The 25589-nt window shown below is 71.0% G+C and carries 19 protein-coding genes; 3 read left to right on the forward strand and 16 right to left on the reverse strand.

Annotated elements, in window-relative coordinates; all coding sequences use genetic code 11:
* Positions 1-17: 17 nt before the first annotated feature.
* From GPA03_RS15145 to GPA03_RS15195, 11 genes are all read right to left on the reverse strand, one after another.
* The gene (locus GPA03_RS15145) at positions 18-1856 is read right to left on the reverse strand and encodes a glycoside hydrolase family protein (protein WP_156252858.1); all 1839 of its coding nucleotides are present in this window, start codon (positions 1854-1856) and stop codon (positions 18-20) included.
* Entirely contained in the window at positions 1853-4435 is a 2583-nt protein-coding gene (locus tag GPA03_RS15150; RefSeq protein ID WP_156252859.1) for an alpha-mannosidase, read from the reverse strand. Before GPA03_RS15150 ends, GPA03_RS15145 begins: the two co-directional genes overlap by 4 nt.
* Positions 4408-5004 (reverse strand): D-sedoheptulose-7-phosphate isomerase, encoded by a 597-nt coding sequence (locus GPA03_RS15155; protein ID WP_241681323.1) that lies wholly within the window; start codon positions 5002-5004, stop codon positions 4408-4410. The genes GPA03_RS15150 and GPA03_RS15155 overlap by 28 nt, the downstream gene beginning before the upstream one ends.
* On the reverse strand, positions 4991-5956 hold the full coding sequence (locus tag GPA03_RS15160; RefSeq protein WP_156252860.1) for an ROK family protein: 966 nt from the start codon (positions 5954-5956) through the stop codon (positions 4991-4993). The genes GPA03_RS15155 and GPA03_RS15160 overlap by 14 nt, the downstream gene beginning before the upstream one ends.
* Positions 5957-6053: 97 nt before the next feature.
* Positions 6054-7082, reverse strand: a complete 1029-nt coding sequence (locus GPA03_RS15165) for a LacI family DNA-binding transcriptional regulator (RefSeq protein ID WP_156252861.1) — start codon at positions 7080-7082, stop codon at positions 6054-6056.
* The gene (locus GPA03_RS15170) at positions 7079-8929 is read right to left on the reverse strand and encodes an MBL fold metallo-hydrolase (RefSeq protein ID WP_156252862.1); all 1851 of its coding nucleotides are present in this window, start codon (positions 8927-8929) and stop codon (positions 7079-7081) included. The genes GPA03_RS15165 and GPA03_RS15170 overlap by 4 nt, the downstream gene beginning before the upstream one ends.
* Entirely contained in the window at positions 8926-10731 is a 1806-nt protein-coding gene (locus tag GPA03_RS15175) for a hypothetical protein (RefSeq protein WP_156252863.1), read from the reverse strand. The genes GPA03_RS15170 and GPA03_RS15175 overlap by 4 nt, the downstream gene beginning before the upstream one ends.
* Positions 10732-11040: 309 nt before the next feature.
* Positions 11041-12519 (reverse strand): alpha-amylase family protein, encoded by a 1479-nt coding sequence (locus tag GPA03_RS15180; protein ID WP_156252864.1) that lies wholly within the window; start codon positions 12517-12519, stop codon positions 11041-11043.
* Positions 12516-13187, reverse strand: a complete 672-nt coding sequence (locus tag GPA03_RS15185) for an aspartate/glutamate racemase family protein (RefSeq protein WP_156252865.1) — start codon at positions 13185-13187, stop codon at positions 12516-12518. The genes GPA03_RS15180 and GPA03_RS15185 overlap by 4 nt, the downstream gene beginning before the upstream one ends.
* 5 nt (positions 13188-13192) lie before the next feature.
* On the reverse strand, positions 13193-14071 hold the full coding sequence (locus GPA03_RS15190) for a hypothetical protein (RefSeq protein WP_156252866.1): 879 nt from the start codon (positions 14069-14071) through the stop codon (positions 13193-13195).
* Between the two features lie 252 nt (positions 14072-14323).
* Entirely contained in the window at positions 14324-15829 is a 1506-nt protein-coding gene (locus GPA03_RS15195) for an FAD-dependent oxidoreductase (protein WP_241681324.1), read from the reverse strand.
* Positions 15830-16071: 242 nt separating this feature from the next.
* Between GPA03_RS15195 and GPA03_RS15200 the strand changes: the two genes are divergently transcribed.
* Together GPA03_RS15200 and GPA03_RS15205 are read left to right on the forward strand one after the other, a co-directional pair.
* Complete coding sequence (locus GPA03_RS15200; RefSeq protein ID WP_156252868.1) at positions 16072-17028, forward strand: carbohydrate ABC transporter permease; 957 nt, start codon at positions 16072-16074, stop codon at positions 17026-17028.
* Positions 17028-17987, forward strand: a complete 960-nt coding sequence (locus GPA03_RS15205) for a carbohydrate ABC transporter permease (protein ID WP_156252869.1) — start codon at positions 17028-17030, stop codon at positions 17985-17987. The genes GPA03_RS15200 and GPA03_RS15205 overlap by 1 nt, the downstream gene beginning before the upstream one ends.
* A gap of 538 nt (positions 17988-18525) precedes the next feature.
* Here the strand turns inward: GPA03_RS15205 and GPA03_RS15210 are convergent.
* Positions 18526-19929 (reverse strand): ABC transporter substrate-binding protein, encoded by a 1404-nt coding sequence (locus tag GPA03_RS15210; protein ID WP_156252870.1) that lies wholly within the window; start codon positions 19927-19929, stop codon positions 18526-18528.
* Between the two features lie 238 nt (positions 19930-20167).
* Between GPA03_RS15210 and GPA03_RS15215 the strand changes: the two genes are divergently transcribed.
* A complete protein-coding gene (locus GPA03_RS15215; RefSeq protein ID WP_156252871.1) occupies positions 20168-23203 on the forward strand; it encodes an alpha-mannosidase in 3036 nt (1011 codons plus the stop codon).
* Here GPA03_RS15215 and GPA03_RS15220 read toward each other — a convergent pair.
* The 4 genes from GPA03_RS15220 to GPA03_RS15235 are packed head-to-tail and all read right to left on the reverse strand — an operon-like array spanning position 23196 to position 25463.
* Complete coding sequence (locus GPA03_RS15220; protein WP_156252872.1) at positions 23196-23960, reverse strand: ABC transporter permease; 765 nt, start codon at positions 23958-23960, stop codon at positions 23196-23198. The genes GPA03_RS15215 and GPA03_RS15220 overlap by 8 nt on opposite strands.
* Positions 23957-24751, reverse strand: a complete 795-nt coding sequence (locus GPA03_RS15225) for an ABC transporter ATP-binding protein (RefSeq protein WP_156252873.1) — start codon at positions 24749-24751, stop codon at positions 23957-23959. The genes GPA03_RS15220 and GPA03_RS15225 overlap by 4 nt, the downstream gene beginning before the upstream one ends.
* A complete protein-coding gene (locus tag GPA03_RS15230) occupies positions 24748-25113 on the reverse strand; it encodes a DUF1048 domain-containing protein (protein WP_156252874.1) in 366 nt (121 codons plus the stop codon). The genes GPA03_RS15225 and GPA03_RS15230 overlap by 4 nt, the downstream gene beginning before the upstream one ends.
* 2 nt (positions 25114-25115) lie before the next feature.
* On the reverse strand, positions 25116-25463 hold the full coding sequence (locus GPA03_RS15235; protein WP_156252875.1) for a PadR family transcriptional regulator: 348 nt from the start codon (positions 25461-25463) through the stop codon (positions 25116-25118).
* Positions 25464-25589: the final 126 nt, after the last annotated feature.

Genomic DNA, 25589 nt, shown 5'->3' on the forward strand with positions numbered 1-25589 from the left:
TGCACCTGTGGACAGCCTCAGCTGAGCCCGCGCGCGATCGCCTGCTCGCACCCGAGCAGCAGCACGCCGGCGCTCCACGCGTGCGAGAGCCCGAGCACCATGCCCTTCGGCTGGAAGCAGTCGGTCTGGTAGTACCGCTCGGGGATCATGCCGCGGTAGGAGTTGAGGTCGCCGTCGCGCACGGGCAGCAGCTGCCGGAAGCAGGCGAGGGTCTCGAGGGCGCGCCGGCGGTACCAGTCGTCACCGGTGCGATCGCTCAGCTCCAGCAGCTCCTCGGTGCACACCAGGCCGTACGCGTGCACGTGCTGGTTCGAGGAGCTCGCCTGGTCGGCGCCGGTGGTCCGGAACCCGTAGACGCCGAGCGGTGTGCGCGGCCCGAAGGTCACGTCGTAGGTGTAACGGAACGTGAACGTCCACTCCGCGGCCCGGCGCGCGAGGTCGAGCCACTGCTGCTCCCCGGTCGCGCGATGCAGCGCCATGTAGGCCATCACGGCGACGTACCCGTCCTCGCTGGTGGGGGCGAGGTCGACGTCCTCGGGCGCGCCGTGCAGCAGCTCCTCCTCGACGAACCGCGCGTAGAACTCGCCTGCCCGCACCGCTGCGGGCAGGTACCGCTCGTCCCACTCCCGCGCTCGCAGCAGTGCCGGCACCCACGCGAGCGACGCCGAGCCCGCCCACGACAGCACCTCCCCGCTCTCGGCGTGGTGCACGAGCCCGAGGTTGCCGTCGCCCCGCTGCCGCTCGACCATGGCGTCGAGGTTCGATCGTGCTGCCGCGCGCCACGCAGGCACCTCGTGCAGCTCGAGCGCCCGCAGCAGGAAGTCGGTCGCCTCGCCGAGCGTGCGGCCGTGCAGCCCGCGCGGCAGCGGCGACCAGCTCTGCGTCCAGCCCCGGCCGCGGTACCAGACACCCCAGAAGGTGCCCGAGGGCGAGAGCTCGGCGCAGCAGAAGTCGATCACCGCACGCGCCGCCCGTTCGGCGTCGCCGTCACCCGTGCGCGCCGCGTGGGCCAGCAGTGCGTACGCCCACGGGATCCCGCTCACCCAGCCGACGTGCATCGCCTGCCGGTCCACCGGCTTGCCGTCGTTGCCCCCGATGCCCCGGTCGAAGCCGACGGTCTCCAGCAGCACCCCCGGGTCCGGGTCGAAGTGCCACCTCACCAGACCCTCGGCCGCGATCGCTGCGGCCTCCGGCAGGTCGACCCACGGCGCCGGCGGCTCGACCCCGGTGTGCAGCTGCCGCAGCAGCCGGTCGTAGTCGTGCCGGTCGGAGCCGATCGGGTAGAGCCGTGCCCGCAGCCGGACCCGCTCGCCGGCCGCGAACGCGTGACGGCGGACCTCGGGCTCGTGCGGGGTGCCGTCACCCAGGTAGCGCACCGGGAACTCCCGCAGCGGGGCGGTCACCGACAGGCTCACCAACCCGCCCCGCGCGGCGAAGCCGAGCGACTGCTCGCCGAGGTCGCCGACCTCCTCGGTCGCGAGGGCCAGGCCACCCTCGCCCGGCCCGGTCCACGCCATCACCAGCGGAGCCGCGGCCCGGTCGACCCGGAGGTGCCACTCGTCGCTGACCAGGCCCTCGTGGTCGACGGCGGAGCCCGCCCCGAGCTCGAACCGCGGGAAGGTCCGATCGTTGCCCGCAGGCCTGTTCTCGCCGTAGAAGGCACCGGGCACGAGCACGTGCGGGTCGGTCGAGGGCAGTGCGACCGAGAGCCGGACGGCGGCGCTCACCGCACGCAGCGCCGTCACCTCGACCTCGACGTCCCAGCCGTTCGTGGTCTCGCGCCAGGTCTGCGCGAGCTCGAACGCCGCCGGGTCGGCATCGAGGATCTCGACCTGCAGTGCCGGTGGCGCGGTCACGACAGCGGCAGCTCGAGCAGGTCGACCTCCACCGGTTCGCCCTCGCGCGGCACCCGGAACGTGCGCACCTGGTAGGGCCCCCAGTCGGCCTCGATCGTGCGGTCCAGCAGCGGGACGGCGATGCTCGCCCGGGTCGCGACGCCGCGGGTCTCGACCGCGCGCACGATCAGCTCGGTCTCACCCTCCTCGCTGACGTCCTCGGAACCCTTGACGGCGGTCACCATGACCGGTGAGCCGCCGTCGTCGGCGAAGGAGTGGCTGAGCGGCAGGTGACCCTCGTGCGAGGACTCGAGCATCGCGCGCGGCGCGTGCCCGAGCTCGAGGCCGCGGCGGGTCGGCTCGCCCTCGTGGTGGTCGCCCGCGTGCGGGGCCATCACGTAGCTGAAGCGCTGCGCGCCCTGGTCCTGGAACGCATACAGGCCCTCGGGGTCGAGCAGCCGCGGGTCGTGCCAGGAGTACACGGGGCTGCGCACGGCCGTGATCCCGATCGAGGCGTCCGGCGAGACGTCCCAGCCGTGCTTGTTGGTCGCGATCACGGTGAGCCCGGCCGCCGCGCCCTCGACCGTGCCGGTCAGGTCGACCCAGGTCTGGGCGGGTTCCTCGGCGCCGTCGACGCCTCGCTCGAGCTCGCCGTAGGGGATCTCGTAGGTCGCGCGAGGATCGGTGAGCGCGGTGGGGAAGCGCAGCTTGAGCAGGTGCGCCTGCTCGCGCCAGTCGAGCGTGACGTCCACCCGCAGCGTCGTCGCGTCGTGCCCGAGGAACAGCTCCTCGATCAGCCGGGACGCACCCCAGCTGCGCTCGATCCGCACGCGTGCTCCCAACGGCCCTTCCTCGCGCACCACGATGCGGTCGAGCTGCATCGGGGCGCCCTCCCACGCGTAGGAGATCACGCGGTGGCCCCAGGTGTCGGTCGGGTCCTCGCACACCTGGGTGTGCGCACCCTCGGGTCGCCCGACGACGTCGATGCCGGCGCGCTTGTCGAGCAGCGATGCCACGTCACCGGTGGCCGGGTCGAGCTCGATCCGCAGGTGCTCGTTCTCGAGCAGGGTCTCGGTGACCGTCAGCGGCCCGGTCGGCGGCGGCGCGCCCGGTCCGGAGCGCATCCGGTAGGTCCGGTAGCCCAGTGCGGGCACCTCGGCGCGGAAGACGACGGCGCCTCGTCCCTTGTCGGAGGTCGTCGCCACGGACTGGGTGGTCTGGGATGGCACCTGCACGCCGTCGTCCTCAGGGACCAGGTGCACCCCGGTGGGCTGCACGCCGTACTGCAGCTCGATGTCGGCGCTGACCGGCCAGGGGTGCGGGTTGAAGACCAGCACCGGCTGCGTGCCCTCGACGAGCGGGATCGGGATCTGGCGCGAGAGCACGTTGTGGGCGCGCGTGATGATCCGCTTGGAGATCGCGATCGCCTCACCGAGCTGGTCGCGGGCGTCGTCGTAGGCGGACTCGATCGCCGAGCCCGGCAGCACGTCGTGGAACTGGTTGAACAGCACCTGCTTCCAGGCATGCTCGAGCTCGCCGCGCGGATAGTCGAGACCGTCGTGGAACGCGACCACCGCCGCCCACCGCTCGGCCGAGAGAAGCGTCTGCTGCGCCTTGCGCTGCCACGCCTTGATGCCCGAGTGCGCCGAGTAGCAACCCGGCGCATGGTGCTGCAGGTCGTCGCGCCGCACCGGCAGCGAGTCGAGGAACTGCTCGCCCCGGGCGGTCATCTCGTCGAAGTACGCGCGCGGGTGTGACATCCGCATCCTTCCGAAGGAGCCCATCCGGTCGTACCGGTGGATCGAGTCGATGTTCGCCTTGGTGGGGCCGCCACCATGGTTGCCGACGCCGTAGAACACCATCGCCTCGCCGAGACCCCTGTCGAGCTGGGCGATCGCCTTCTCGGTCTGCCCCGAGACGTCTCCGGGCGGGCTGCAGTACTCGAACGGGATCCGGTAGGCGAGCACGCGCGAGCCGTCGGGCGACTCCCACCAGAACAACGTGTGGGCTGAGCCGTCGGCCTCGTGAGGGCCGGGCCGCATGAACGTGTAGGCGTCCATGCGCTGCTGGCGCAGGATCTGCGGCAGCATCGCGTGGTGACCGAACGGGTCGACGTTCATCCCGACGTCGGCCATCTTCCCGAAGCGGGAGTCCAGGTAGCGCTGGCCCACGAGCCCCTGGCGGGCGAACGACTCACCCATCGGCATGTTGCAGTCCGGCTCCACCCACCAGCCGCCGACGTTGACCCAGCGGCCCTCGGCGACCCGCTCGCGGATCCGTTCGAACAGCTCGGGGTCCGACTCCTCGACCCAGGAGAGCAGCACGATCTGGTCGCACGTGAAGACGAAGTCGGGGTACTCCTCCATCCGCTGGATGGCGGAGGCGAAGGTCGCGCGCGCCTCGGCGTACCCCTCCTGCCACGGCCACAGCCACACCGGGTCGAGGTGGGCGTTGCCGATCATGTGCAGGGTGCGCTCGGGGGTGGCGGCCGGCCGCACGTCCGGCGGCAGCCCCGGCGGCTGCGCACCCGAGGGTGCGTTCGACAGTGGTGCCCTCATGCCCGTGCCCGCGCTCACGCCGTCGCCTCCTGCTCCGCCCATGCATCCAGCATCTCGGAGATCACGTGCAGCAGGAAGGTGTGCATCTCTTGGATCCTGGGCGTCTGGTCGGACGGGACGATGAGCGTGAGGTCGGCGTACGAGGCCGCGGGGCCGCCGTCGCCGCCCCCGAACAGCACCGTGGTCGCGCCGTTGGCCTGCGCGGCACGCAACGCCTCGACGACGTTGGCGCTGCGGCCGCTCGTCGTGAAGGCGGCCACCACGTCACCGGGCCGCGCGAGCGCGCGCACCTGCCGGCTGAACACCTCGTCGAAGCTGTAGTCGTTGGCGATGCAGGTGCTCACGGTCGCGTCCGTGGTCAGCGTGACCGCGGGCAACGGGCGGCGATCGCGCCGGTAGTGGCCGATCAGCTCGCCGGACAGGTGCTGCGCGTCCGCCGCGCTGCCGCCGTTGCCCAGCGTGTACAGCACCCCGGTGCCCCGGTACGCCTCGATCAGGCGCTCGGCGACCGCCACGGCCGCCGGCAGCAGATCGGTCATCGAAGCCGCCACCTCGCGGTGCTCGGCGAGCTGGGATGTCATCCAGGTGGGCACGTGGTCAGGCTGGGGCACGTCGGGTCTCCTTGAGGATCTCGTGGGCGCGTGCTCCGGCGCCGACGACGCACACGGCGTCGCCGAGCTCGGCGAGCACGACCCGGCAGGTCTGAGCGATCGGGTCCATGGCGGTGGTGGCGACGGCGTCGCGGACCGGGTCCAGGAGGACCGCGCCCGCGCGTGTGACGCCACCGCCGAGCACCACCACCTCGGGTTCGAAGGCGTTCACCAGGTCGGTGACGCCTTGGGCGAGCAGCGCGGTCGTCTCGTCCCAGAGACGAACCGCCACCTGGTCGCCGGCTGCCGCGTGCGCGACGACGTCCTCGGCGCGGGGGAGCGGCAGGGCGGTGAGGCTGCTCGGCTCGCTGGTGATCGCCTCCCGCGCACGCTCGGCGATCGAGGTGCCGGAGGCGTAGGCCTCGAGGCAGCCTCGGCGGCCGCAGCTGCAGAGCCGGCCGCCGGGGCGCACGGTGATGTGTCCGAACTCGCCGCCGTTGCCGGTGGCGCCACGGTGCAGCCGACCGTGGATGACGGCGCCGCCGCCGACCCCGGTCGAGATCGTCAGGTACAGGGCGGTCGTGGCTCCGCGTGCTGCTCCGAAGGCATGCTCACCGAGCATCCCCAAGGTGGCATCGTTCTCAACGACGGCGGGCACCTGGTAGTGCTCCGAGGCGATCTGCGCGATCGGGACCTCATGCCAGCCGGGCAGGTGAAGCGGTGCGTGCAGGATCCCGCTCCTCGAGTCCAACGGGCCCCCGCTCGAGATCCCGACAGCCTCGATCGTGCGCCCGGACGCCTCAACCGCCTGATCGCCGAGAGCCAGCATCCGCATGATCACGTCATCCTGGCCACGCTCGCGGTCGGTCGGCTCGACAAGATGGGCGAGCAGGGCGCCGGCGTCATCGACGACGCCGGCGGCGAGCTTGGTGCCCCCGATGTCCAGTGCCAGCACGGCGATCTCGTGATTCATCTCGTCCCTCGTCGTCACACCCCAGCGCTATGACATCGTTCCCACATCGTAGGGACAGGGTCGACCGTGGTCAACCTCCGAGCGCGGGCCGCTCAGCTCAGCGGCGAGTCGCGATCGCGGTCGAACCGCGGTGGATCATCCGGGTCGGGATGGTGACCGTGCGAGGTGCGCGCTGGGTGCCGCGCAGCTCGGCGATGAGGGATGCCACGGCAGCCGCTCCGACCGCCTCCGCGTCCTGGGAGACCGCGGTGATCCCCGGCTTCACCATCGACATCCAGGGGGCGTCGTCGAACGCCACGAGCGAGAGCTGGTCGGGGATCGAGATCCCGAGATCGGCGGCGGCGCGCCAGGCGCCCTCGGCGAGCAGGTTGTTGGCCGCGAAGACCGCCGTCGGGGCGTCGTCCCGCTGCAGCAGCGTGCGCGAGGCCGCCGAGGCCGCGTCGACGTCCCAGCCCGTCGGCACCGTCAGGGTCGGGTCGACGTCGTGGCCCGCGGCGCGCAACGCGTCGGCGTACCCGGCGGCACGCTCGCGGCCGGTGGTCCAGGCGGTCTCGTCGAGCAGCAGCGCGATCCTGCGGTGCCCGAGGGCGAGCAGGTGCTCGGTCGTGGCTCGCGCGGCCGCCCGGTTGTCGACGACGACCGCCGACACGCTTGCCTCGGAGAAGCGCCGGTCCGCCTCGACCAGCGGGATCCGGTGCCGCCCGAGGTACTCGGACAGCGTGGCGGACACGGGCGTCCCCACGACCCCCGCGACCCGAAGCGCGACGAAGGTCTCGGCCGCCGAGGTCTCCTCGTCGCCGTGACCGCGGTCGTCGAGTAGCACCATCGTGTAGCCCTCGGATCGGCAGGCGTGCGCCGCGCCGGCGGCGAACGCCGAGTAGAAGGCGTTCCGCAGGTCGCTGACCAGCACACCGATCAGCCGGCTCGACTGCTGCTTGAGGCTGCGTGCCGTCGCGTCGACCACATAGCCGAGCTCCTTGGCGGCCTGGCGGACCCGCGAGCGCACGTTCTCCGCGACGTAACCGGTCCCGGAGAGCGCGCGCGACGCCGTCGACCGTGACACGCCGGCCGCCTCGGCGACCTCTTTGATCGTCGCCCGGCGCAGGGTGTTGCTGTGGGTGTTCACGCGGTTGCCTCCTGGACATCGACGACGACGTGGGCATGCTGCCCGAGCCTCAGGTCGCCGATCGTGACGTCGACCGCGACCGGTTGCCTGCGCCCCGCGGTCGTGGCGACGACCGTGAGCACCGCCTCCCCGTCGTCCTGACCGTCGAGCTCGAGCTTCTGCTCGCCTTCGACGACTCGCCATCCTGCCGGCGGCACGAGGCGCACCAGGATGGCGGCCCACTCAGGGTAAGGGTTGCGGACGTGCACGGTGATCGCCAGTACCTCGCCCTCGAGGATGGCGGCGCGGTACGGGCTGAGCCGGACTGCTGCGCTGTCGGCACCGAGGTCCAGGTCCTCCAGCGGCAGCAGCTCCCGGTGCCTGGCGTCGAGCGCGTCAGCCTCCTCGCTGAGGTAGTCGAGGTACGCGGCGGTGACGGTACGTGGTTGCCAGTGGCCGCTCGCGAGCAGCCCGGGAGCGAGGCGGCGGTAGAGCTGGGCGGACGCGACGTAGTCGCCGATCCGGAAGCGGTTGCGGTACTGGTAGTTGAGGACGTCCCGGCCGTGGGTGCCGCGCGCACCGTCCGGACCGCCCACGCCTTCCTGCTGGTCGCCGGTGAAGACGACGTCGATACCGTCCACGCTGACGCTGTAGGCCACGGCGTACAGCGTGTGGCCCGGTTGGGGGTGGACGCCGATCGTGTACTCGTTCCACGTGAACGTGCCGTCGTCCGGGAGCACCCGGTCGGCGGGGATCGGGTCGTACCACTGGCACGGCAGGTCGTGCGCCCACGGGTCGGCGAGGATGTCGGCCACCGAGGCGGGCATCCACAGCTCGGTGCCCTCGACGTCGCGCAGCAGCGGCATGCCGGCCACGTGGTCGTCGTGGTAGTGCGTGGGCACGGCCACGCTGATCCGGGTGACCCCGTACCGCTCGCGCAGGGCGGGCAGCGACTCCAGCCAGGGGCGCCGGGAGGCCCGGTCGTTGCCCCAGGCGGTCCCGAAGAACATGTCGTAGCCGTAGTCGATCAGCAGTGCCTCGCCGGTGCCCGAGAGCAGCACGTAGCTCGACGACATCCACGAGGAGGTGTTGAGCAGCAGATGGTCGGTGATCGCGACGAACGGGTCGTCGAGCTTGGCCAGCCCGTCGTAGTCGTGCTCGCTGCGGCTGTCGGCGTACTCGCCGATCCGCTCCGCCAGCAAGGCCAGAGCAGCCTGCGGGTCCGCCATCGGCTCGCCGTGCGAGGGCAGCAGCAGATCGGGAGCGCGGCGTGCGAGCAGCACCGCGCTGACCGCCAGGTAGCTCGGGCCCTCGCGCCCGCTGTAGGTCCACTGGGTGGCGGCGAGCGACCACACCTTGCCGGGGGCGTAGATGAGGTCGCCGGAGAAGGCGAGGCGACGGCCGTCCCGGTCCAGCAGGTAGGACACGGACCCGACCGTGTGGCCAGGCGTGGGCACCGTGGTGATGGCGACCCCGCCGAAGTCCGCGGTGCGGTACTCGGGGACCGTGCTGGCCACCGGCACGGAGGCGGTCAGCGAGAACCAGTCCTGCCGGAGGTTGTAGTCGTTGTCGAGCTGGCGCGTCTGCCACATCTCCTCGACGGCGGAGAACAGCTCGACCTCGACCGGGGGCACGTGGATCCGGGCACCGTGCTCGACCGCGCGCGGCAGGCCCTGGCCCTGGTCCCGGTGATGATGGGTCATCAGCACGTCGGTGATGCGGTCGATGCCGACCTCGGCCAGGTGGTCGAGCACCTCGCCCGAGCCGAAGTCGATGCAGATCCCCGCGCGCGGGTCGGTCTCGCTGCGGATCAGGTAGACGTGAGCGGTGTCGGGTACCCGGTACACGCCGTCGGCGATCTCGATCATGAGCCCACCTGCTCCCGGTAGCGGTGCCACCCGGCCGCGACGCGGCGCAGATCCTGCTCCGTGACCGGCTCGCCCTGGACCGCCTCGACGTAGTAGAGCGCCGGCACGCCGAGATCCACCTGGGCGTCGGCGTACGCGAGCCACTCGGCGCGGCTCGGCATCGGCCACTGATCGGTGTCGATCAGGTGCGTCGGCAGGCTGGCGCGCACGATCGCGACCCTCGAGCGCAGCTGGTCGGCGACGGCGACCGGCTCGCCGCGGAGGTCTCGCTCGAGGACGTCGTTGGTGCGGATCATGTCTGCGCAGTCGCCGAAACCGGGGTGCACGGCGTGCGTCACCACGAGCGAGTCGGGCTTGACGGCGGCCGCCGCGTCGTAGAGCTCGCGCAGCAGCAGGTGCAGCGCCGCCACGCCCCAGGCGTCGGTGTCGGCATCGGGCGCGCGTCGGAGCGTGGCGCCGCTGGGGGCGCGCTGGCTGAAGTCGACCTTGAAGCCGTCGGCGTCCAGGCCGTCAGGCCCGAGCATCGCGGACACCAGGTCGCGCAACCGCGCCCGGTACCTGGGGCTGGCCGGGTCGACGGCGATCGGGTCGCCGGCCGGGGTGGTGATGCACTCCGCGACGGGAGCGGCGGAGGGGTCCCAGCACTTCCACCAGAGCAGCACCCGCCGGCCCTGGCGGTGCTGCTCGGCGATCCATGCGCGCATGTCAGGCCAGCGTTCCGGATCGGGGATGCCCGAGCCGTAGACCGACTCCCAGCGATCGTCGACCACCACCGTTCCCGGCTCGAGCCCGGCCTCGGCGAGGATGGCCAGCCACTCGTCGTAGCCGGCTCGGGCGGACTGCCGGGCGGCATCGCCGCGCTCGACCTGGGCACCCCAGCCGCAGAAGAGCGGCTCGTGCCACCAGTCCTGCCGGGCACGGGGCGGCCCTGCGGGCGCCAGCCCGTGGGCCATCAGGTCGTCACCGTGATCGCGGACCGCCGCCGTCGGGTCCAGCGCGGGGCCGATCGCGAGGGTGGGGGAGGACCAGGCGCCGTCGACCACGGTCTGCAGCTCGTGGTCCAGCTCGATGACCGCACCGCCGTCGAGCGGGAGCCACCGCAGCTGGGTGAACCCGCACGCCGTGGGCGCGGCTCGCAGGTGGAGTCCGAGCCAGTCGCCGGGCGGTGGCGCCGTCGCGGAGGTCGCCTCGCCGCGGCCGAGCGTGAGCACGAACGGCGGCGGGGAGAAGATGCCGTGCAGCCGGCCCGGGTCGGCGTCGCCCACCACGCCGAGCTGCGCGGGTGCGTGCGGCGACCGGATGAACGCCACGGGCTCGGTGGGTACCGGGACCGCGAGCGAGCCCGCCTCGAACCCGGTCCGGAAGGTCCCCGAGGCCCCGGTGGGCAGGGCGGCGTGGCCGCCCAGCAGGGTGACCTTCCCGAGCCGGCCGCTGCCCTCGACGTGCAGGCGGAGCTCGACGCCGGTCGGGGTGAGGCGGAGCTCGACCTGCTTGCGCCGCCAGGCGGTGCTCGCGGCGTCGAGGCGGACGACAACGTCACCGGCCTCCTGCTCAACACTCGCGTGCTCGATCTGCCATGTCTCGTCACGCGAGATCGCGGTCTCGGCGCTCGCGATCAGGCAGAGCTGCAACCAGCGCCGGCCGTCGGGGTCGGCGATCTCGATGTACGGCCGCGCTCGCAGCCTCTCGACACCGCCGGGAACGCGCGCCTGGTAGTCGGCCGTGCGCACCACGAGGTCGGGTGCAGGCAGCCAGGTCAGGGGCTCCGGGAGCGCCGTCGTCGGATCTGAGGTGGATGACACTAGGAAGACCAGTTGTGAGGAAGATGGACGGCGCCCGCGCTCGACGTCGCGGCGCCGCGCGGGCGCAGGCGAAGGCGAATGGTCTCGTTCACGGGGCAGCCGCCCCCAGTGGCCCGTTGGGCTCGCCGGAGCTCGCGTGCACCGGGACTGAGCCGCGCCGGTCGGGCGCTCGCTGCCGGTCCCGATGGATGCCGCCGTCTTGACATCCGTCCTCCCTGAGTGACAACGATCCCATGTACTGGGGGGTGAGCGCCACTACGCGCCGTGTGTGTCGGGCGCGCGCCCCGTCGGATCGTGCGCGCGGGTGCCTCAGGCGATCGTGGCGAGCTCGAGGGCTGTGGTGGCGACGGCGCTGGCTCCGCCGCGGGTGCTGCGTATCGCGAAGGAGGCCCCGCCCAGGTCAGCATCGAGATCGAGGCGAGCGGCGCCGTCGTCGTCCGCCCAGGTCAGGCGCAGCGCTGCCGGCCCCGTGCGGGTCCAGCTGAACCGACCGGCGAACGCGGGATGGTCGCGGCGCAGCCGGACCAGCCCCAGGATGGCCTGCGGGACCGGCCGCGCGAGCGCTTCCCTGACCTCGGCGGGCTCGTAGCGGTGCCGGTTGACCTCCCGGCCTACCCCGGTGGCGCGGAACCGCTCGACGTCGTCACGCCCGTCGAGCAGTCCGACGTAGTAGATCTGCGGCTCGCCGGGCAGGAACAGCTGCACCGCACGGCACAGCAGGTAGGCGGCGTCGTCGTCGAGCACGCTGGGGAAGGTCGTGTTGATCTGGTGGGGCAGCTCCGCCCACTGCGGCACCACCGAGGCGATCGCGCTGTGCCCGGCCGTGGCGCGCGCGGCGCGCTCGAAGATGCCGCGCATCTGCTCGTGGTCGATCAGCCCAGGTCGGTCGGCCGCGGGGCCGGCGTCGATGACCCCGATCCCGTCGTGCGTGTCGAGCACGGTGATCGCGTTCTCGGGGCGGATCTCCAGCCAGCGCAGCAGCGGCTCGACATCGCCCGTGCCCAGCCCGTGCAGCAGCAGCGGCGGCAGCGCGAAGTCGTAGACGAGATCCACGAGCGGGGCGATCTGCTGCTGCAGCGAGTGGTGCGCGTGCACCTCGACGAGCACCCGCAGGCCGGCTGCCCGCAGCCGGGCGGTCAGGGCAGCGACGTACTCGAGCGTCGCGGCCGTCATGAACGACGCCGAGCCGGGGGTCTTGATCGCGTAGCCGACCGCATCGAGCCGGACCACGTGCACGCCGCCGCTCACGAGCGCCGCCACCACCCGGTCGAGGTAGGCGAGCGCCGCGGGGTGGTGCAGGTCGAGGTCGATCTGCGTGGGCTCGAAGGTGGTCCACACGATCCGGCGCCGGCCGGCCACTGCCACCGGGGTGAGCGGCAGCCCCGGCCGAGGGCGGTAGAACGCGGTGAGCGACGCCTCGTCGGCACCGTCGGGCAGCACGGTGTCGAGCGTGAGGAACATCCCGTCGTAGGGGCTCGCCTCTCCGCGGGCGCACCAGTCGAGGAACTCGGCCGAGGACGAGGAGACGTGGTTGACGATGATGTCGGCGACGACCTCGCGGCCGGACGCGATCGCGGCGACGTCGGTCCAGGTGCCCAGGCGAGGATCGACCGAGGTGTGGTCGATGGGGTCGAAGCCGGCGTCGTCGCCGTCGAACGGTGTGTAGAACGGCAGCACGTGGACGCCGGAGAAGTCGGCGAGCGGTCCGTCCAGCAGCCCGTGCAGACCCGTGAGATCGCCGCCGAGGCGGTCGGCGTAGGTCAGCAGGCCGACGCCGCGTGCGCTCATCGCTGACCTCTGGCGACCTCGATGACACGGCCGAGAGCCGAGGCCGGCGAGGTGAGGATCGGCACGTCGGTCGCGGCGGCTGCGGCGGCCTCGGCCATCGAGGCCTGGGCCAGCACGATGACGTCGGCGCTCACCGCCGCCTGCACCACCGCCTCAGCGATCAGCGCGTCGTGGCGGGCCTGGTCGCCGGACTCGCGGGCGGCCAGCGCCTCGCCCAGCACGTGGACGTCGATCTCGATCTCGATCTCGCGGGCCGCCGCGGCGCGGTGCAGGATGCCGGTGGTGGGCCCCATGGTGGCGGCCACAGTCGCGAGCACGGTCACGCGCGGCCGGTCGGCCGCGCGCTCCTGAGCGAGAGCCACGGCGTGCTCGGCCATCGCCGCGTCGACCCGAACGACCGGAGCGCCCTCACCGGATCCGGCGCGCTCGGTCGCGTCGCCCAGGGTCGAGCAGGTGACCAGCACGGCGTCCACCGCGTCCTCACGGAGGTGGCGGATGTGCGAGGCGAGCCGGTCGACGACGGCCTCGTCGACCCCGGTGCGCCGGGCGTGGGCGAGCAGGTCGGCGTCGACCACGTGGACCGCGACGGCGCCCGGCACCTGCTCCTGCAGGTCGCGCTCGAACGCGGCGGCGAGGGCGGGGACCGTGTGGACGAAGCCGATGCGCATCGATCTCACGCCTCGTGCCAGGGGCGGGCGTAGGTGTCGACGATCTCCACGAGTCGCTCGAGTCGCGGGCGCGAGCGCTCGGCGAGCGCGGCAGGGACGTCGGGTGCACCGACGACGTCGCTCCACAGCGCCCTGCCCGCGAGGAAGCCGCTCGCGCCGGCACGGCAGGCTGCCTCGACGGCCGCGGCGAACCGGTCCTGCGGGACGCCTTGCGAGAGCACCACCCACGGTCCTGTGATCACCCGGGCGAGCTCCTCGCTCGCTCGCTGCTGCTCGCTGGCGTCACCCGCGCCGGCGAGCGGCACCTGCACCTTGGTGAGCGAGGGCCGGAGCGGGCTGAGCTCGGCGGCAGCCTCACGGATAGCGACGTCGAGATCCCAGCTGCCGTCGTCGAGCTCGGCGGGGGTGGCGCGCACGACCGGCTCGAGCACCGAGAGCACGCCGTGCTCGCGGGCGGCGTCGATGAAGCGCCGGGCGAGCTCGACGCGCTGCGCTCGCCGCTCGTCGCGGCGCCAGATCAGCAGCAGCTTGATCGCGTCGACGCCCTCACGGATCGCCTGGAGGGCGCCCTCATCGAGACCGGTCTCCTCGACCGGCCCGCCGGGCTGCTGCTCGAGCGCGTCGGCCGCGAGGATGAAGCCGCAGCTGGGCGGCAGCAGGCCGTCGGCAAGGATGTCGAGCCCGCCGAGATCGCGGTCGACGAGGAACGCCGAGCCCAGGTCACCGAGCGCGCCGGCCACGTCGCGCTTGAAGCGCACGAGCACCTCGTCCTCCGGTCGACCGGCCCCGGCCTGGTCGAACATGTGCCGCAAGCTCTCGCGCTGGTCCATCGCCACCATCGCCAAGCCGCCGGACGGGCGGGCGATCGCCTCGAGTGTCGTCATCGTGCACCTCCTGCTGACAACGTTCCCACACGGGTGCGCCGAACTCAACCGGCGGCGCGGTCGGCCGAACTCGGTGACTCTCGCGCCACGTCGGCAGTCCATTCCCGCCGGAGGGTCGAGCCGGGCAATGTCGCGTTCCCCCGCCCCGGTTCTCTCCGCCGACCAGGGGGTGCTGCCCGGATCGCGGCTCCATTCCGGGCAGAACCTCCTGTTCGCAGCCACGACGAAGCCAGCGAGTCGGTGTAGAACCGGTCAGGGCGGCGGGGCCAGGACTGCTCCATGGGAGCGCAGGTGCTCCTGGAGCGCTGTCACGTCGAGATCGTGCAACCGCCGGTCGGTGCGGAGGGCGAGCGCCGCAGCCGTGCCCGCTGCCTCGCCGAGCATCTGGTATTGCGGCTCCATCCGGATCGAGGAGAACGCCACGTGCGAGGCCGAGACGCACACGGCGGCGAGGACGTTGCTCAGCTCCTCTCGTCGCGGCAGCAACGAGGAGTAGCCGATGCCGTAGATCGGGACCGCGACCGAGAGGTATCCCTCGTTGACGACATGGTGCTCGGGGTCGGGGTGCTCCCACGCGGTCACCCAGCTGCGCTGCACCTCGCGGATGTCGAGGTGGTAGGAGCCGAGCGCCACGGTGTCCGCCGGCACGGCCCCGGCGCGGAGGTCCTGCTCGGTCAGCACGGTCTCGCCGACGAGCCGGCGCGCCTCCCGGACGTAGAGCTGGTGCGGCAGGTGAGCCGTGTCGGCGAACTCGTCAGCCGCGTAGCCCCAGCGCGCGATCTCCTGGCGCACGCTCCGCGGCACGGTGGGGTCGTGTCGCAGGAACCACAGGAAGGAGCGCGCGTGCCGCTCGTGGTGCGCGCGGATGTGCTCACGCTCGAGCGGCGTGGCCTCGGCCCAGCCCCGGGCGGTGCCGTCGAGGACGCTGAGCGAGGTGGGGCCGAGCGAGTTCGCGTCGCACTTGCCGCCGGGAAGGTTCTCCTCCAGCCCGAGGAACCAGCCTGCGGGGCGTTCGCCGAGGCGAGCGATCGCCCGGCGCGCGACCTCCCAGTAGGCCGGGTCATACCCCTCCGGCTCGGTGATCTCGACGCGATCGGCGGCCCTGGTCAGGCACAGCCGATACCCGTAGGACATCACCTCGCCGTCGCCCTCGCCCACCTCGACCATCGGTCGAGGCGAGAGCTGCGCGATCGGCGTCCCGCCGTCGTCGAACGGGTCGACGCCCCAGGGCATCGAGTGCCGCCCGGGTCGGATCTCACGCCGGCCCGCGAGCTGCTCGCCGTGGCTGCTGCGCGACTCTCGCCCGATGCGCGTCGTGGCGCCGGCCAGCGCGAGCACGTCGCCCTCGTAGGTGGCATCGATGACGACGGCGGGGCTCGCGACAGTGCCGTCGCTCAGCACCACCTCGGTCACCCAGGTGCCCTCGCGCCGAACCTGCGCGACGGACGCATCGAGAACCACCTCGACGCCGGCTTGCTCCAGCCACGACACGAAGATCGCCTCGGCGACGTGGGGCTCCGGGCCCGCGTACCGCCCGACCGGAACGCGGTAGTGCTCGGCGATCGACTGCCGGAAGCGCGCGGCCAGCCCGCCGAGCGCGCGGACGTCGCCGACGTCGGTGTACCCCAGCCCGCCCGACATCATGCCGCCGAGGTGGCGGCCGTCGGCGACGAGCGTGACGGCCGCACCGCCGTGGGCGGCCGCCACGGCGGCACACACCCCGCCTGCTGTCCCGCCGACCACGAGGACCTCGTTCATCGCCACGCTCCGCCGACGTCGAGACGGGATGCGGTCCGGTGCGGTGTCGATGTGCCCATGAGGGGTGAGAACGTACCCAGGGCGGTGCGTCGTGGTCAACGGTGGTTGCGCCACGCGGTGCCCGCGCTTATAGTCGAGGCGTCGATGTGGCATCGTTACCACATTCGTGCGGACATGGCAGTCCTAGGAGGGTGACAGATGGTCGGCACCAAGGCTCACCGAGACCGGCTGCGAGCAGCCCGATGACCGCTGCACCGGCGAGCGGCACGCGCGAGCAGCCGACGCGGCCACCGATCAAGAACCGCAAGTACAACCGCCGAGAGGCGCTGGCCGGGCTCGCCTTCATCTCGCCCTGGCTGCTGGGGTTCCTGATCTTCACGCTCGGCGCGATGATCTACAGCCTGTACATCTCCTTCAGCTACTACAACCTGGCGACGAACACCGCGGTACCCGCCGGCTTCGCGAACTATGAGCTGCTGTTCGAGGACCCGAAGGTCATGCTCGCGCTGGGGAACACGCTCTTCTACGCGGTGCTCGCCGTCCCGCTGGAGCTGATCGTGGCGCTGTCACTGGCGCTGCTTCTCAACAGCGTGCGTTTCGGCTCGGGCTTCTTCCGCACGGTCTTCTACCTGCCGAAGATGACGCCGGCGGTGGCGACCGCGTCGGTGTTCCTGCTGCTGCTCAACGGCAACCAGGGTGCGATCAACAAGGGGCTGGCCCTGTTCGGGATCCAGGGTCCGCAGTGGTTGCTCGACCCGGACTGGATCAAGCCGTCGATCGTGCTGATGACCCTGTGGGCCGTGAGCGGCACGATGGTGATCTTCCTGGCGGCCCTCAAGAACGTGCCGCGGGAGCTGTACGAGGTCGCCGAGCTGGACGGCGCCGGGAAGGTCCGGCAGTTCTTCTCGATCACGGCGCCGATGATCTCGGGGGCGCTCTTCTTCAACTTCATCGTGCTGACGATCGCCGCGCTGCAGGTGTTCGACCAGGCGTACCTGCTCTTCTACCGTGACACGGCGATGGCCGCCCCCGACGCCTCGCTGTTCTACGGCGTGTACCTCTTCCAGCAGGCATTCCGACAGTTCAACTTCGGGTTCGCGTCAGCCATGGCCTGGCTGATCTTCGTGATCATCATGGTGATCTCGGTGATCCAGGTCAGGCTCGGCAACCGGTTCGTGTACTACGAGAGCGAGCGCTGATGGTCACCACGAAGGATCGGGTCCCTGCCGCAGCGGGCGAGCTGACCGACCCGACGACGCCGCCACCACCGCGGCGCCGTCGTCGGATCGCGCGCGGCGACGACGCCCCGCTGAGCACCGGCGGCAAGGTGGGTCAGGCCGTACGGTGGGTGCTGCTCATCGGCATCACCTTCATGTTCATGTACCCGTTCCTGTGGCTGCTCGCTGCGAGCTTCAAGCCGCGCGGTCAGGTGTTCGACAACCGCCTGATCCCGCTCACGTGGCAGCCCGAGAACTACGCCAGGGTCTTCGACGAGCTGCCGTTGCTGAACTGGATCGGCAACAGCATCTACATCGCGCTGCTCGCCGCTCTCCTCGTGACGCTGTCCAGCTCGATCGTGGCCTTCGGGTTCGCCTACTTCCGCTTCCCGCTGCGCGGCCCGCTGTTCGGGCTCGTGCTCGCCACGATGATGCTCCCGGGCGCGGTGACGTTGGTCCCGCAGTACCTGATCTGGAACAACCTCGGCCTGGTCGGGACCAACGTGCCGCTGTGGGGCGCGAACCTCTTCGGCAGCGCCTTCTACATCTTCATGCAGCGGCAGTTCTTCCTCGGCCTGCCCCGCGAGACCTTCGAAGCAGCCCGGATGGACGGACTCAACTACTGGGGCATGTTCTGGCGCATCGCGCTGCCGCTCTCGGTCCCGTCGTTCATCATCATCTTCCTGTTCGAGTTCCAGGCCAGCTGGAACAACCTGCAGGCCGCGCTGATCTACCTCAACGCCGGCTCGCCGGACCAGTACACGGTGCCGCTCGGCATCGCCTCGGCCATGGTGAAGTACAGCCCCACGGCTGGCGGGCACGGCGACTACCAGTACGTCATGGTGGCCTCGCTGCTCGTCACCCTCCCGATGCTCGTGCTCTTCGCCTTCGGGCAGCGGTACTTCATCCAGGGCATCGCCACCCAGGGTCGCAAGGGCTGATCCGCCGCCGAGTGGGATCGCCGGCCGCTGCGGTGGGCCTGGGAGACACCCGGGGCCTACGAGATCGTCGGCCTCGGAACGAGATTGTCGCGTGCGACAACGAGCTGGTGCCGTAACGATGGTCTCCGGACGCGGACGTAGCCGCGGGGATAGGTCGGTGAGTGCTCCACCTGCCGTACGTCGCGCCGGGCGCTCTGGCCGGCGTTGCGGAGTTGACCACGGTGTCGGGTTCTGCAACCTGTCCCCGCTCGCAGCGTTGCGGAGTTGACCACGAGGTCGGTTTCTGCAACCTGCACAACGGTCGGCGAAGCTCCGTTCTCCTGACCGCGACCCGCCCTGCGACGCGCCGTCCACGCCCGGTCATGAGCAGCGAGCCGGACATCCCCGGTTGTCGCCGGGTGAGGAAAGCGCGCAACGCGGTCGAGGAAGGTGTCGGGCACGCCAGAGGGCGGGCACCCGGTCGGTGCCCGCCCTCTCAGCCATCCGTCTGGCTGTGCGCCCCCCGACGCTCACGCAGGAAGTTGCGACTGCCCTTGCGTCACCCCTGGCCGGCTGCCGCCTGCTCGTAGGTCCGCATCGCGGCTTCCTGCGCTGCGGCCAGAGCTGCCGCAGGCTCCTGCTCGCCGAGCAGTGCAGACGTCACCGCGTTCTGCACCTCGGTCTGGATCTGCTGACCAGCCGGCGACGAGCCGAACGACTGGCCGCTCGAGGCGACCTCGTAGTACGTGGCGATCGTCTCGTTGAAGCCGGTGTACTCGGTGTCGAGCACGTACTGCTCGCGGATGGACTGGTCCGCCTCGGGCGAGCCTGTGAACAGACCCGCGTTGATCCCGTTGCGGTCCGGGTCGTTCGCCGTGGTCTCGGCGCGAGCCGCGCCTGCCGCCTCCCAGGCCTCGAGCGAGGTCAGTGCGACGAGGTACGCACATGCAGCTGACGGGTTGTCGGACGCCGTGGGGATGACCAACGACGAGCCGCTCGCGGCGGTGATCGGCTCACCGGTCTGCGCCATCAGCGGCATGCCGCTGATCTCGATCTGGTCCACGTAGGGCGTGAGCACGTTGACGTACCACTGGTCGAACAGTGCGGCGCCGACCTGGTCCGCGACGTAGGAGTTGTTGTCGCCGAACACGTCGAAGCTGTCGACGAAGCTCTTGACGTTGGCGTATCCGCCCTGCGCGTCGTACAAGCGCGTGAGGAACTCCACGGCCTCGACGTTCGCCGGGTCGTCGAGCATCGGCTTGCCCTCGTCGTCGATGATGCCGCCGCCGAAGCTGAGCATCCACAGCGCCGCCTTGGCGACGCCCTGCGGGTCGAACCCGATCCGGGACGGCGTGGTGCCGTCGAGCACCGTCATCGCTTCCGCGGCCTCGATCATGGCCTCCTGGTCGGAGGCATCGAGCTGGTCGGGAGTGACCCCGACCTCGTCGAGCACGCGCATGTTCAGGATGATCGCGGGCGGCTGGTAGAACTGCGGGACCGCCCACACCTCGCCCTGGTAGGACACGTCGTCCACGACCTGCGGGTACCAGTACGACGTCGGGTCCACACCCTGCGCGTCGAAGCACGCGTCCAGGGGCATGATGAGGTCCTGCGCCGCGTAGGTGGCGACGAACTGGCGGTCCATCAGCACCATGTCCGGCAGGTTGCCGCTGGCTGCGAGCGTCGTGAACTTCTGTGCGTCGAAAGCCGAGTTGTCGGTCTCGACGGTGACATCGGACTCACCCACGGTCGCCTCGGCAAGATCGATGCGCGACTGCGCCACCTCGTCGGCGTTCTCGAAACCCCACAGCTCGAGGGAGCCGGAGATGTCGGTCGAGAACTCGGGCTCGTCGCCGCCACCGCCGCCACCGCCACCTTCGTTGTCACCACCCCCGCAGGCTGCGACCGCGAGCAGGCTCGCTGTCGCGACTCCTGCGAGGAACGTCTTCCTTGCGTGCTTCATTGCATGTCCCTTCGGGGGAAGCCACCCGGCAGCGTCGTAGCTGTCGGTCGTGCCCGTCTGTTGATGTGGGAACCATCCCACATCGGGGACGTTACCGGACCTGGCCGCAGGGGACAAGGGTCCACCCAGCGCGCACAACAATCGTGACCGTCCCGTGATGCCGGCCAGGTGAAGAGCATGCCGCATCTGACTAGGCTGGTCTGGCATCGATCCCAGACGGAGTGGTCCAGGAGGCCCCGTGCATCGCGACATCGCCGACGACATCCTGCGTATCCGAAGGGCGCTCGAGCTGCGGCTGCGGCCCGCCGTGCACGCCGAGCGGGTCCCCGCCGACGTCACGGTCACACACCTTCCAGGTGAACCCGAGCCGTTCCACGACGCCGTGGCCAGGACGTTCGAGCCCTTCCCACCCGGTTCCCCCTGGGGGCCGGCCTGGAGCACGTCCTGGCTGCGGGTCGAGGCCGAGGTGCCGGCTGCGTTCGCCGGTCGAGAGGTCGAGATGCTCGTCGACCTCGGCTTCAACACGGGGGGCCCGGGCTTCCAGGCCGAGGGCCTGGCCTACGACGAGGGCGGCGCGGTCGTCAAGGGCGTGGAACCGCGCACGACACACCTGCCGCTCGGTGCAGGGCTGCGCGCCGGCGAGCGGGTCCGCTTCTTCGTCGAGGCAGCCGCGAACCCCCGGATCCCCGGTCCGCTGCCCACACCGAACGGTGACGTCCGCACCAGGGACGAGCGGCCGCTGTACGTGTTCACGGGCGCCTGGCTGGCCGCCTTCGACCGCGAGGTCTGGTCCCTGGCGCTCGACGTCCAGGTCCTGCTCGAGCTCGCGCTGGAGCTGCCGGAACGGACGCTACGGCGCAGGCGCATCGTCGACGGGCTCGGCGCGATGCTCGATCTTCTCGACCCTCTCGATGTCGCAGCCAGCGCCGCCCGATGCCGCGAGGCGATCGCGCCGCTGCTCGACTCCCCGGCGCAGCCGACCGAGGTGGAGGTCACCGCGGTGGGTCACGCCCACATCGACTCCGCCTGGTTGTGGCCCGTGCGCGAGACCAAGCGCAAGTGCGCCCGCACCTTTGCGAACGTCCTGCAGCTGGCGGAGCGCTACCCCGAGCTCGTCTTCGCGTGCTCGTCGGCGCAGCAGTACGAGTGGGTCAAGCAGACCCAGCCCGGCCTGTGGCGCCGTCTGCTCGACGGCGTGGCCTCGGGTGCGTTCGTGCCGGTCGGCGGCATGTGGGTCGAGTCCGACACGACCATGCCGGGTTCGGAGGGGCTGGTCCGCCAGCTCACCGAGGGGGCGTCCTTCTTCGCCGACGAGCTCGGCGTCGAGTGCGAGGAGACCTGGCTGCCCGACTCCTTCGGCTACTCCGGCGCGCTGCCACAGCTCTGCCGCCTGGCGGGTTCGAGGGGGTTCCTGTCGCAGAAGATGAGCTGGAACGCGACGAACACGTTCCCGCACTCGTCCTTCTGGTGGGAGGGCATCGACGGCACCCGGGTGTTCACACACTTCCCGCCGGCCGCCACCTACGGCAGCGAGCTGTCGGGGTCCGACCTGGCGCGATCGGTGCGCGATCACCGGGACCTCGGCCCCTCGGGCACGGCGCTGCTGCCGTTCGGATGGAGCGACGGCGGCGGCGGGCCCACCCGGGAGATGCTCGAGGTGGCGCGGCGCACGCGTGACCTGGAGGGCTCGCCGCGGGTGGTCCAGCGCCGTCCCGCCGAGTTCTTCGAGCGGGCGATCGCCGAGAACCCTGACGCGCCGGTGTGGCGCGGCGAGATGTACTTGGAGTACCACCGCGGCACCTTCACCTCGCAGGTCGCGATGAAGCAGGGCAACCGCCGGATGGAGCACCTGCTGGCCGAGGCCGAGGCGTGGTCGGCGGCCGCGTCGCTGCGCACCGGCGCCGCCTATCCCTACGACGAGCTGCAGCAGCTGTGGCGCGGCACGCTGCTCAACCAGTTCCACGACATCCTCCCGGGCTCCTCGATCGCGTGGGTGCACCGTGAGGCTCGGGAGCAGTACCGGGACCTCGGAGAGCGGGCGGAGGCGCTGATCGTGCGTGCCCTGCACGCGCTCGCGGGGGAGGGGGAGCGCGAGCTGGTCGCGAACCCGGCGCCGCACGAACGCCGGGGCGTCGCGGCCACCGCGCTGTCCCTGGCGCCGGGCGGATCCGACGGCACGCCGGTCACGCTCGCGCAGCACGGCGAGGACCACGTGCTCACCTCGGCCCACCTGCGGGTGGTCGTCGGCCCCGAGGGCACGCTGCGGAGCGCACACGACCTGGCTGCGGACCGGGAGGTGCTCAGCGCCGGCAGCCACGGCAACGTGCTGGAGACCTACCAGGACACCCCGAACAACTTCGACGCCTGGGACATCGATGCCTTCTACGTCGGCAGCCGCCGTGCGCTGACCGACCGCAACGCGGTCGTCACCACCGGGATGCGCGACGGCGTCCCGCACGTGCGAGTCGAACGCCACCTCGGGCGGGGCTCGACCGCCGTCCAGGAGATCAGCCTCGCCCCGGAGGCCGCCCGTATCGACCTGCGTACCCGTGTCGACTGGCACGAGCAGCACACGCTGCTCAAGGTTGCCTTCGACCTCGACCTGCACGCGGAGCGCTACGCCGCGGAGACGCAGTTCGGCCACGTGTGGCGCACGACCGACGTCAACACCTCGTGGGACGCGGCGCGCTTCGAGACCGTGGCGCACCGGTGGGTGTACGTGCCCGAGCCCGGCTACGGGGTCAGTCTGATCAACACCGGCACGTACGGCCACGACGTGGGTCGTGGCTCGAGCACGGGAGACGCCCGCGGCGCCGGCACGACCAGGGTCGGCCTCAGCCTGCTCCGCAGCCCTGTGCACCCCGATCCCGAGACCGACCAGGGCGAGCACGAGTTCTCGTATGCCCTGCTGGTGGGGGCGGACCTGGTCGACACGGTCCGCGAGGGCTACGCAGCGGCGATACCCGAGCGCACGGTTCGTGGCGGCTCGCCCGCCGCGCCCCTGGTGCAGGTGGACGACCCCGGCGTGGTGGTGACCGCCGTCAAGCTCGCAACCGATCGCTCCGGCGACCTGGTCGTCCGGTGCTACGAGGCCACCGGGGCGCGGCGTCGGCCGACCTTGCGGCTCGGGATCCCGGTGGCGCGGGTGCAGATCACCGACCTGCACGAACGGCCGAACGAGGAGGTCGCCGCGCTCACGTCCGTGACGCGCGACGGCGACCTCCTCGCGCTCACGCTGGCGCCGTTCCAGGTGGTGACGTTGCGGTTCAGCTGACCTTGCTCCGGTAGATCGACGCGGCAGCCAGGTACGCCACGGCCAGGATGCCGACGCACCACGCCAGCGCGATCCAGATGTCGGTTCCGGCCGGCTCCTGGGCGAACAGGGCGCGGATGGTGTTGACGATCGAGGTCACCGGCTGGTGCTCCGCGAACCAGGCCACCGGTCCCGGCATCGTGGCGGTGGGCACGAACGCCGAGCTGATGAAGGGCAGGAAGATCAACGGGTAGCTGAAGGCGCTGGCGCCGTCGACCGTCTTGGCGGAGAGTCCTGCGATCACGGCGAGCCACGTGAGGGCGAGCGTGAACAGGATCAGAATGCCGGCCACCGCGAGCCAGGCGCCGATGGACGCACTGGTACGGAACCCCATCAGCAACGCCACCCCGATGACGATCGCCACCGAGATCATGTTGGACACCAGCGACGTGAGCACGTGCGCCCACAGCACGCTGGAACGTGCGATCGGCATCGACTTGAAGCGCTCGAAGATCCCCCCCTGCATGTCGAGGAACAGCCGATAGGCGGTGTACGCGATCCCGGAGGCGATCGTGATGAGCAAGATGCCGGGGAGCATGTAGTTGATGTAGGACTCGTTCGAGCCGGTGTCGATCGCCCCGCCCAGCACGTACACGAACAGCAGCATCAGCGCGATCGGCGTGACCGCGGTGGTGATGATCGTGTCGGGGCTGCGCAGGATGTGCTTCAGCGACCGGCCGGTGAGGACGCGGGTGTCGGTGAGCGCGTGTGTGGTCATCGCGGCTCCTTCCCTTCGGGTGTGCTGGTGGTGCCACCGACGAGTGCCAGGAACACCTCTTCGAGCGTGGGCTGCTTCTCGACGTAGGTGACCTTCGCCGCCGGCAGCAGCTTCTTCAGCTCGGCGAGGGTGCCGCTGCGGATGATCGTGCCCTCGTGAAGGATCGCGATGCGGTCGGCGAGCTGTTCGGCCTCATCGAGGTACTGCGTCGTGAGCAGCACGGTGGTGCCGCCCTCGGCGAGCCCCTTCACGGTCTGCCACACGTCGATCCGAGCCTGCGGGTCGAGCCCGGTGGTCGGCTCGTCGAGGAAGATGATCGGCGGATCGCCGACCAGGCTCATCGCGATGTCGAGACGGCGGCGCATACCACCGGAGTAGGTGGCGGCAGGGCGGCTCCCGGCCTCGGTCAGCGAGAACCGGGCGAGCATGTCGTCGGCGATGGCACCAGGATTCTTCAGGTGCCTGAGCCGGGCGACCAGCACGAGGTTCTCCCGTCCGGTGAGTACCTCGTCGACAGCCGCGAACTGCCCCGTCAGGCTGATGGACCGGCGCACGTGGTTCGCCGCCTTCGCGACGTCGAACCCGTCGACGACGGCGGTGCCTCCGTCTGCCCGGAGGAGCGTCGACAGGATGCGGACCAGGGTGGTCTTGCCTGCGCCGTTCGAGCCGAGCAGCGCGACGATGCTGCCTGGCTGCACGTCGAGGTCGACGCCTCGCAGCACCTGCAGGTCCCCGAACGCCTTGGTGACACCGCGCACCTCGATCGCTGCGGTCGCAGTGGCGGTGGTCATCGGTCACCTCGCTTCGCGTCGTCGATCGCCTGGACGAGACGAGCGCGCTCCTTGTCGAGCCAGTGCTTGGCCTGGTAGGCCTGCATGAAGCTCTCGATGAACTCGACCGGGTCGTCGCCGACGACGTCCGCCACGGGCGTCCCGTCGGCGGCAGAGCGCTCCCACAGGTCGGCGAAGTCGGTGAACATCCTCACCAAGGTGTCGCCGTCGGTGATGCCGCCGGTCTGCATCAGGTAGCGCTGGAACGCCTTGGCTGCGGCCCGGTAGGGCTCCGGGAGTACGTCGATACGGGCGACGTCAGACTTGTACTGCTTCTTCTGCTCGAGCGAGCCGGTGAGTGCTTCGATCCATCGTGCGGCCATGGTCATGCTCCTTCGGTGTGCTGCTGGTCGGTGTGTCGGAGCTGTTCGATGCGCGTGGCGACAAAGCTCCAGGTGCTCCAGAACTCGGCGAGCTGGTCACGCCCGCTCGCGTTGAGCGAGTAGACCTTGCGCGGCGGGCCCTTCTCCGAGGGCACCCGCTCCACGTCGACGAGGCCCTTCTGCTCCAGGCGGACGAGCAGCGCGTAGATCGTGCCCTCAGCGATATCGGCGAAGCCGGCCTCGCGGAGCTCGGCCGTGATCTCGTAGCCGTACGCGGAGCGTTCGGACAAGATCGCGAGGACGATGCCCTCGAGCGTGCCCTTGAGCATCTCCGTCATCTGGTTCGGCATGTCCCACCTCCTTTACTCGGTGTCGCTAAGTACTGGTAGACAGTAACGCTAAGTACCGATACTCGGTAGTGCTAAGTACCAAGTGTGACCCAACACACACAAAGCGGCGGCCCGGATGCTCACGCA

Origin of the sequence: Pseudactinotalea terrae, assembly GCF_009733845.1 — a bacterium.
Taxonomy (GTDB): domain Bacteria; phylum Actinomycetota; class Actinomycetes; order Actinomycetales; family Beutenbergiaceae; genus Pseudactinotalea; species Pseudactinotalea terrae.

Excerpts from the sequence above, each read along its gene's own strand:
- GPA03_RS15210 (WP_156252870.1), bottom strand. The coding sequence starts at position 19,929 with ATGAAGCACGCAAGGAAGACGTTCCTCGCAGGAGTCGCGACAGCGAGC.
- GPA03_RS15160 (WP_156252860.1), bottom strand. The coding sequence starts at position 5,956 with ATGAATCACGAGATCGCCGTGCTGGCACTGGACATCGGGGGCACCAAG.
- GPA03_RS15180 (WP_156252864.1), bottom strand. The coding sequence starts at position 12,519 with ATGAGCGCACGCGGCGTCGGCCTGCTGACCTACGCCGACCGCCTCGGC.
- GPA03_RS15185 (WP_156252865.1), bottom strand. The coding sequence starts at position 13,187 with ATGCGCATCGGCTTCGTCCACACGGTCCCCGCCCTCGCCGCCGCGTTC.
- GPA03_RS15205 (WP_156252869.1), top strand. The coding sequence starts at position 17,028 with ATGGTCACCACGAAGGATCGGGTCCCTGCCGCAGCGGGCGAGCTGACC.
- GPA03_RS15230 (WP_156252874.1), bottom strand. The coding sequence starts at position 25,113 with ATGGCCGCACGATGGATCGAAGCACTCACCGGCTCGCTCGAGCAGAAG.
- GPA03_RS15170 (WP_156252862.1), bottom strand. The coding sequence starts at position 8,929 with ATGATCGAGATCGCCGACGGCGTGTACCGGGTACCCGACACCGCTCAC.
- GPA03_RS15150 (WP_156252859.1), bottom strand. The coding sequence starts at position 4,435 with ATGGGCGGAGCAGGAGGCGACGGCGTGAGCGCGGGCACGGGCATGAGG.
- GPA03_RS15225 (WP_156252873.1), bottom strand. The coding sequence starts at position 24,751 with ATGACCACCGCCACTGCGACCGCAGCGATCGAGGTGCGCGGTGTCACC.
- GPA03_RS15195 (WP_241681324.1), bottom strand. The coding sequence starts at position 15,829 with ATGAACGAGGTCCTCGTGGTCGGCGGGACAGCAGGCGGGGTGTGTGCC.
- GPA03_RS15235 (WP_156252875.1), bottom strand. The coding sequence starts at position 25,463 with ATGCCGAACCAGATGACGGAGATGCTCAAGGGCACGCTCGAGGGCATC.
- GPA03_RS15220 (WP_156252872.1), bottom strand. The coding sequence starts at position 23,960 with ATGACCACACACGCGCTCACCGACACCCGCGTCCTCACCGGCCGGTCG.
- GPA03_RS15190 (WP_156252866.1), bottom strand. The coding sequence starts at position 14,071 with ATGACGACACTCGAGGCGATCGCCCGCCCGTCCGGCGGCTTGGCGATG.
- GPA03_RS15200 (WP_156252868.1), top strand. The coding sequence starts at position 16,072 with ATGACCGCTGCACCGGCGAGCGGCACGCGCGAGCAGCCGACGCGGCCA.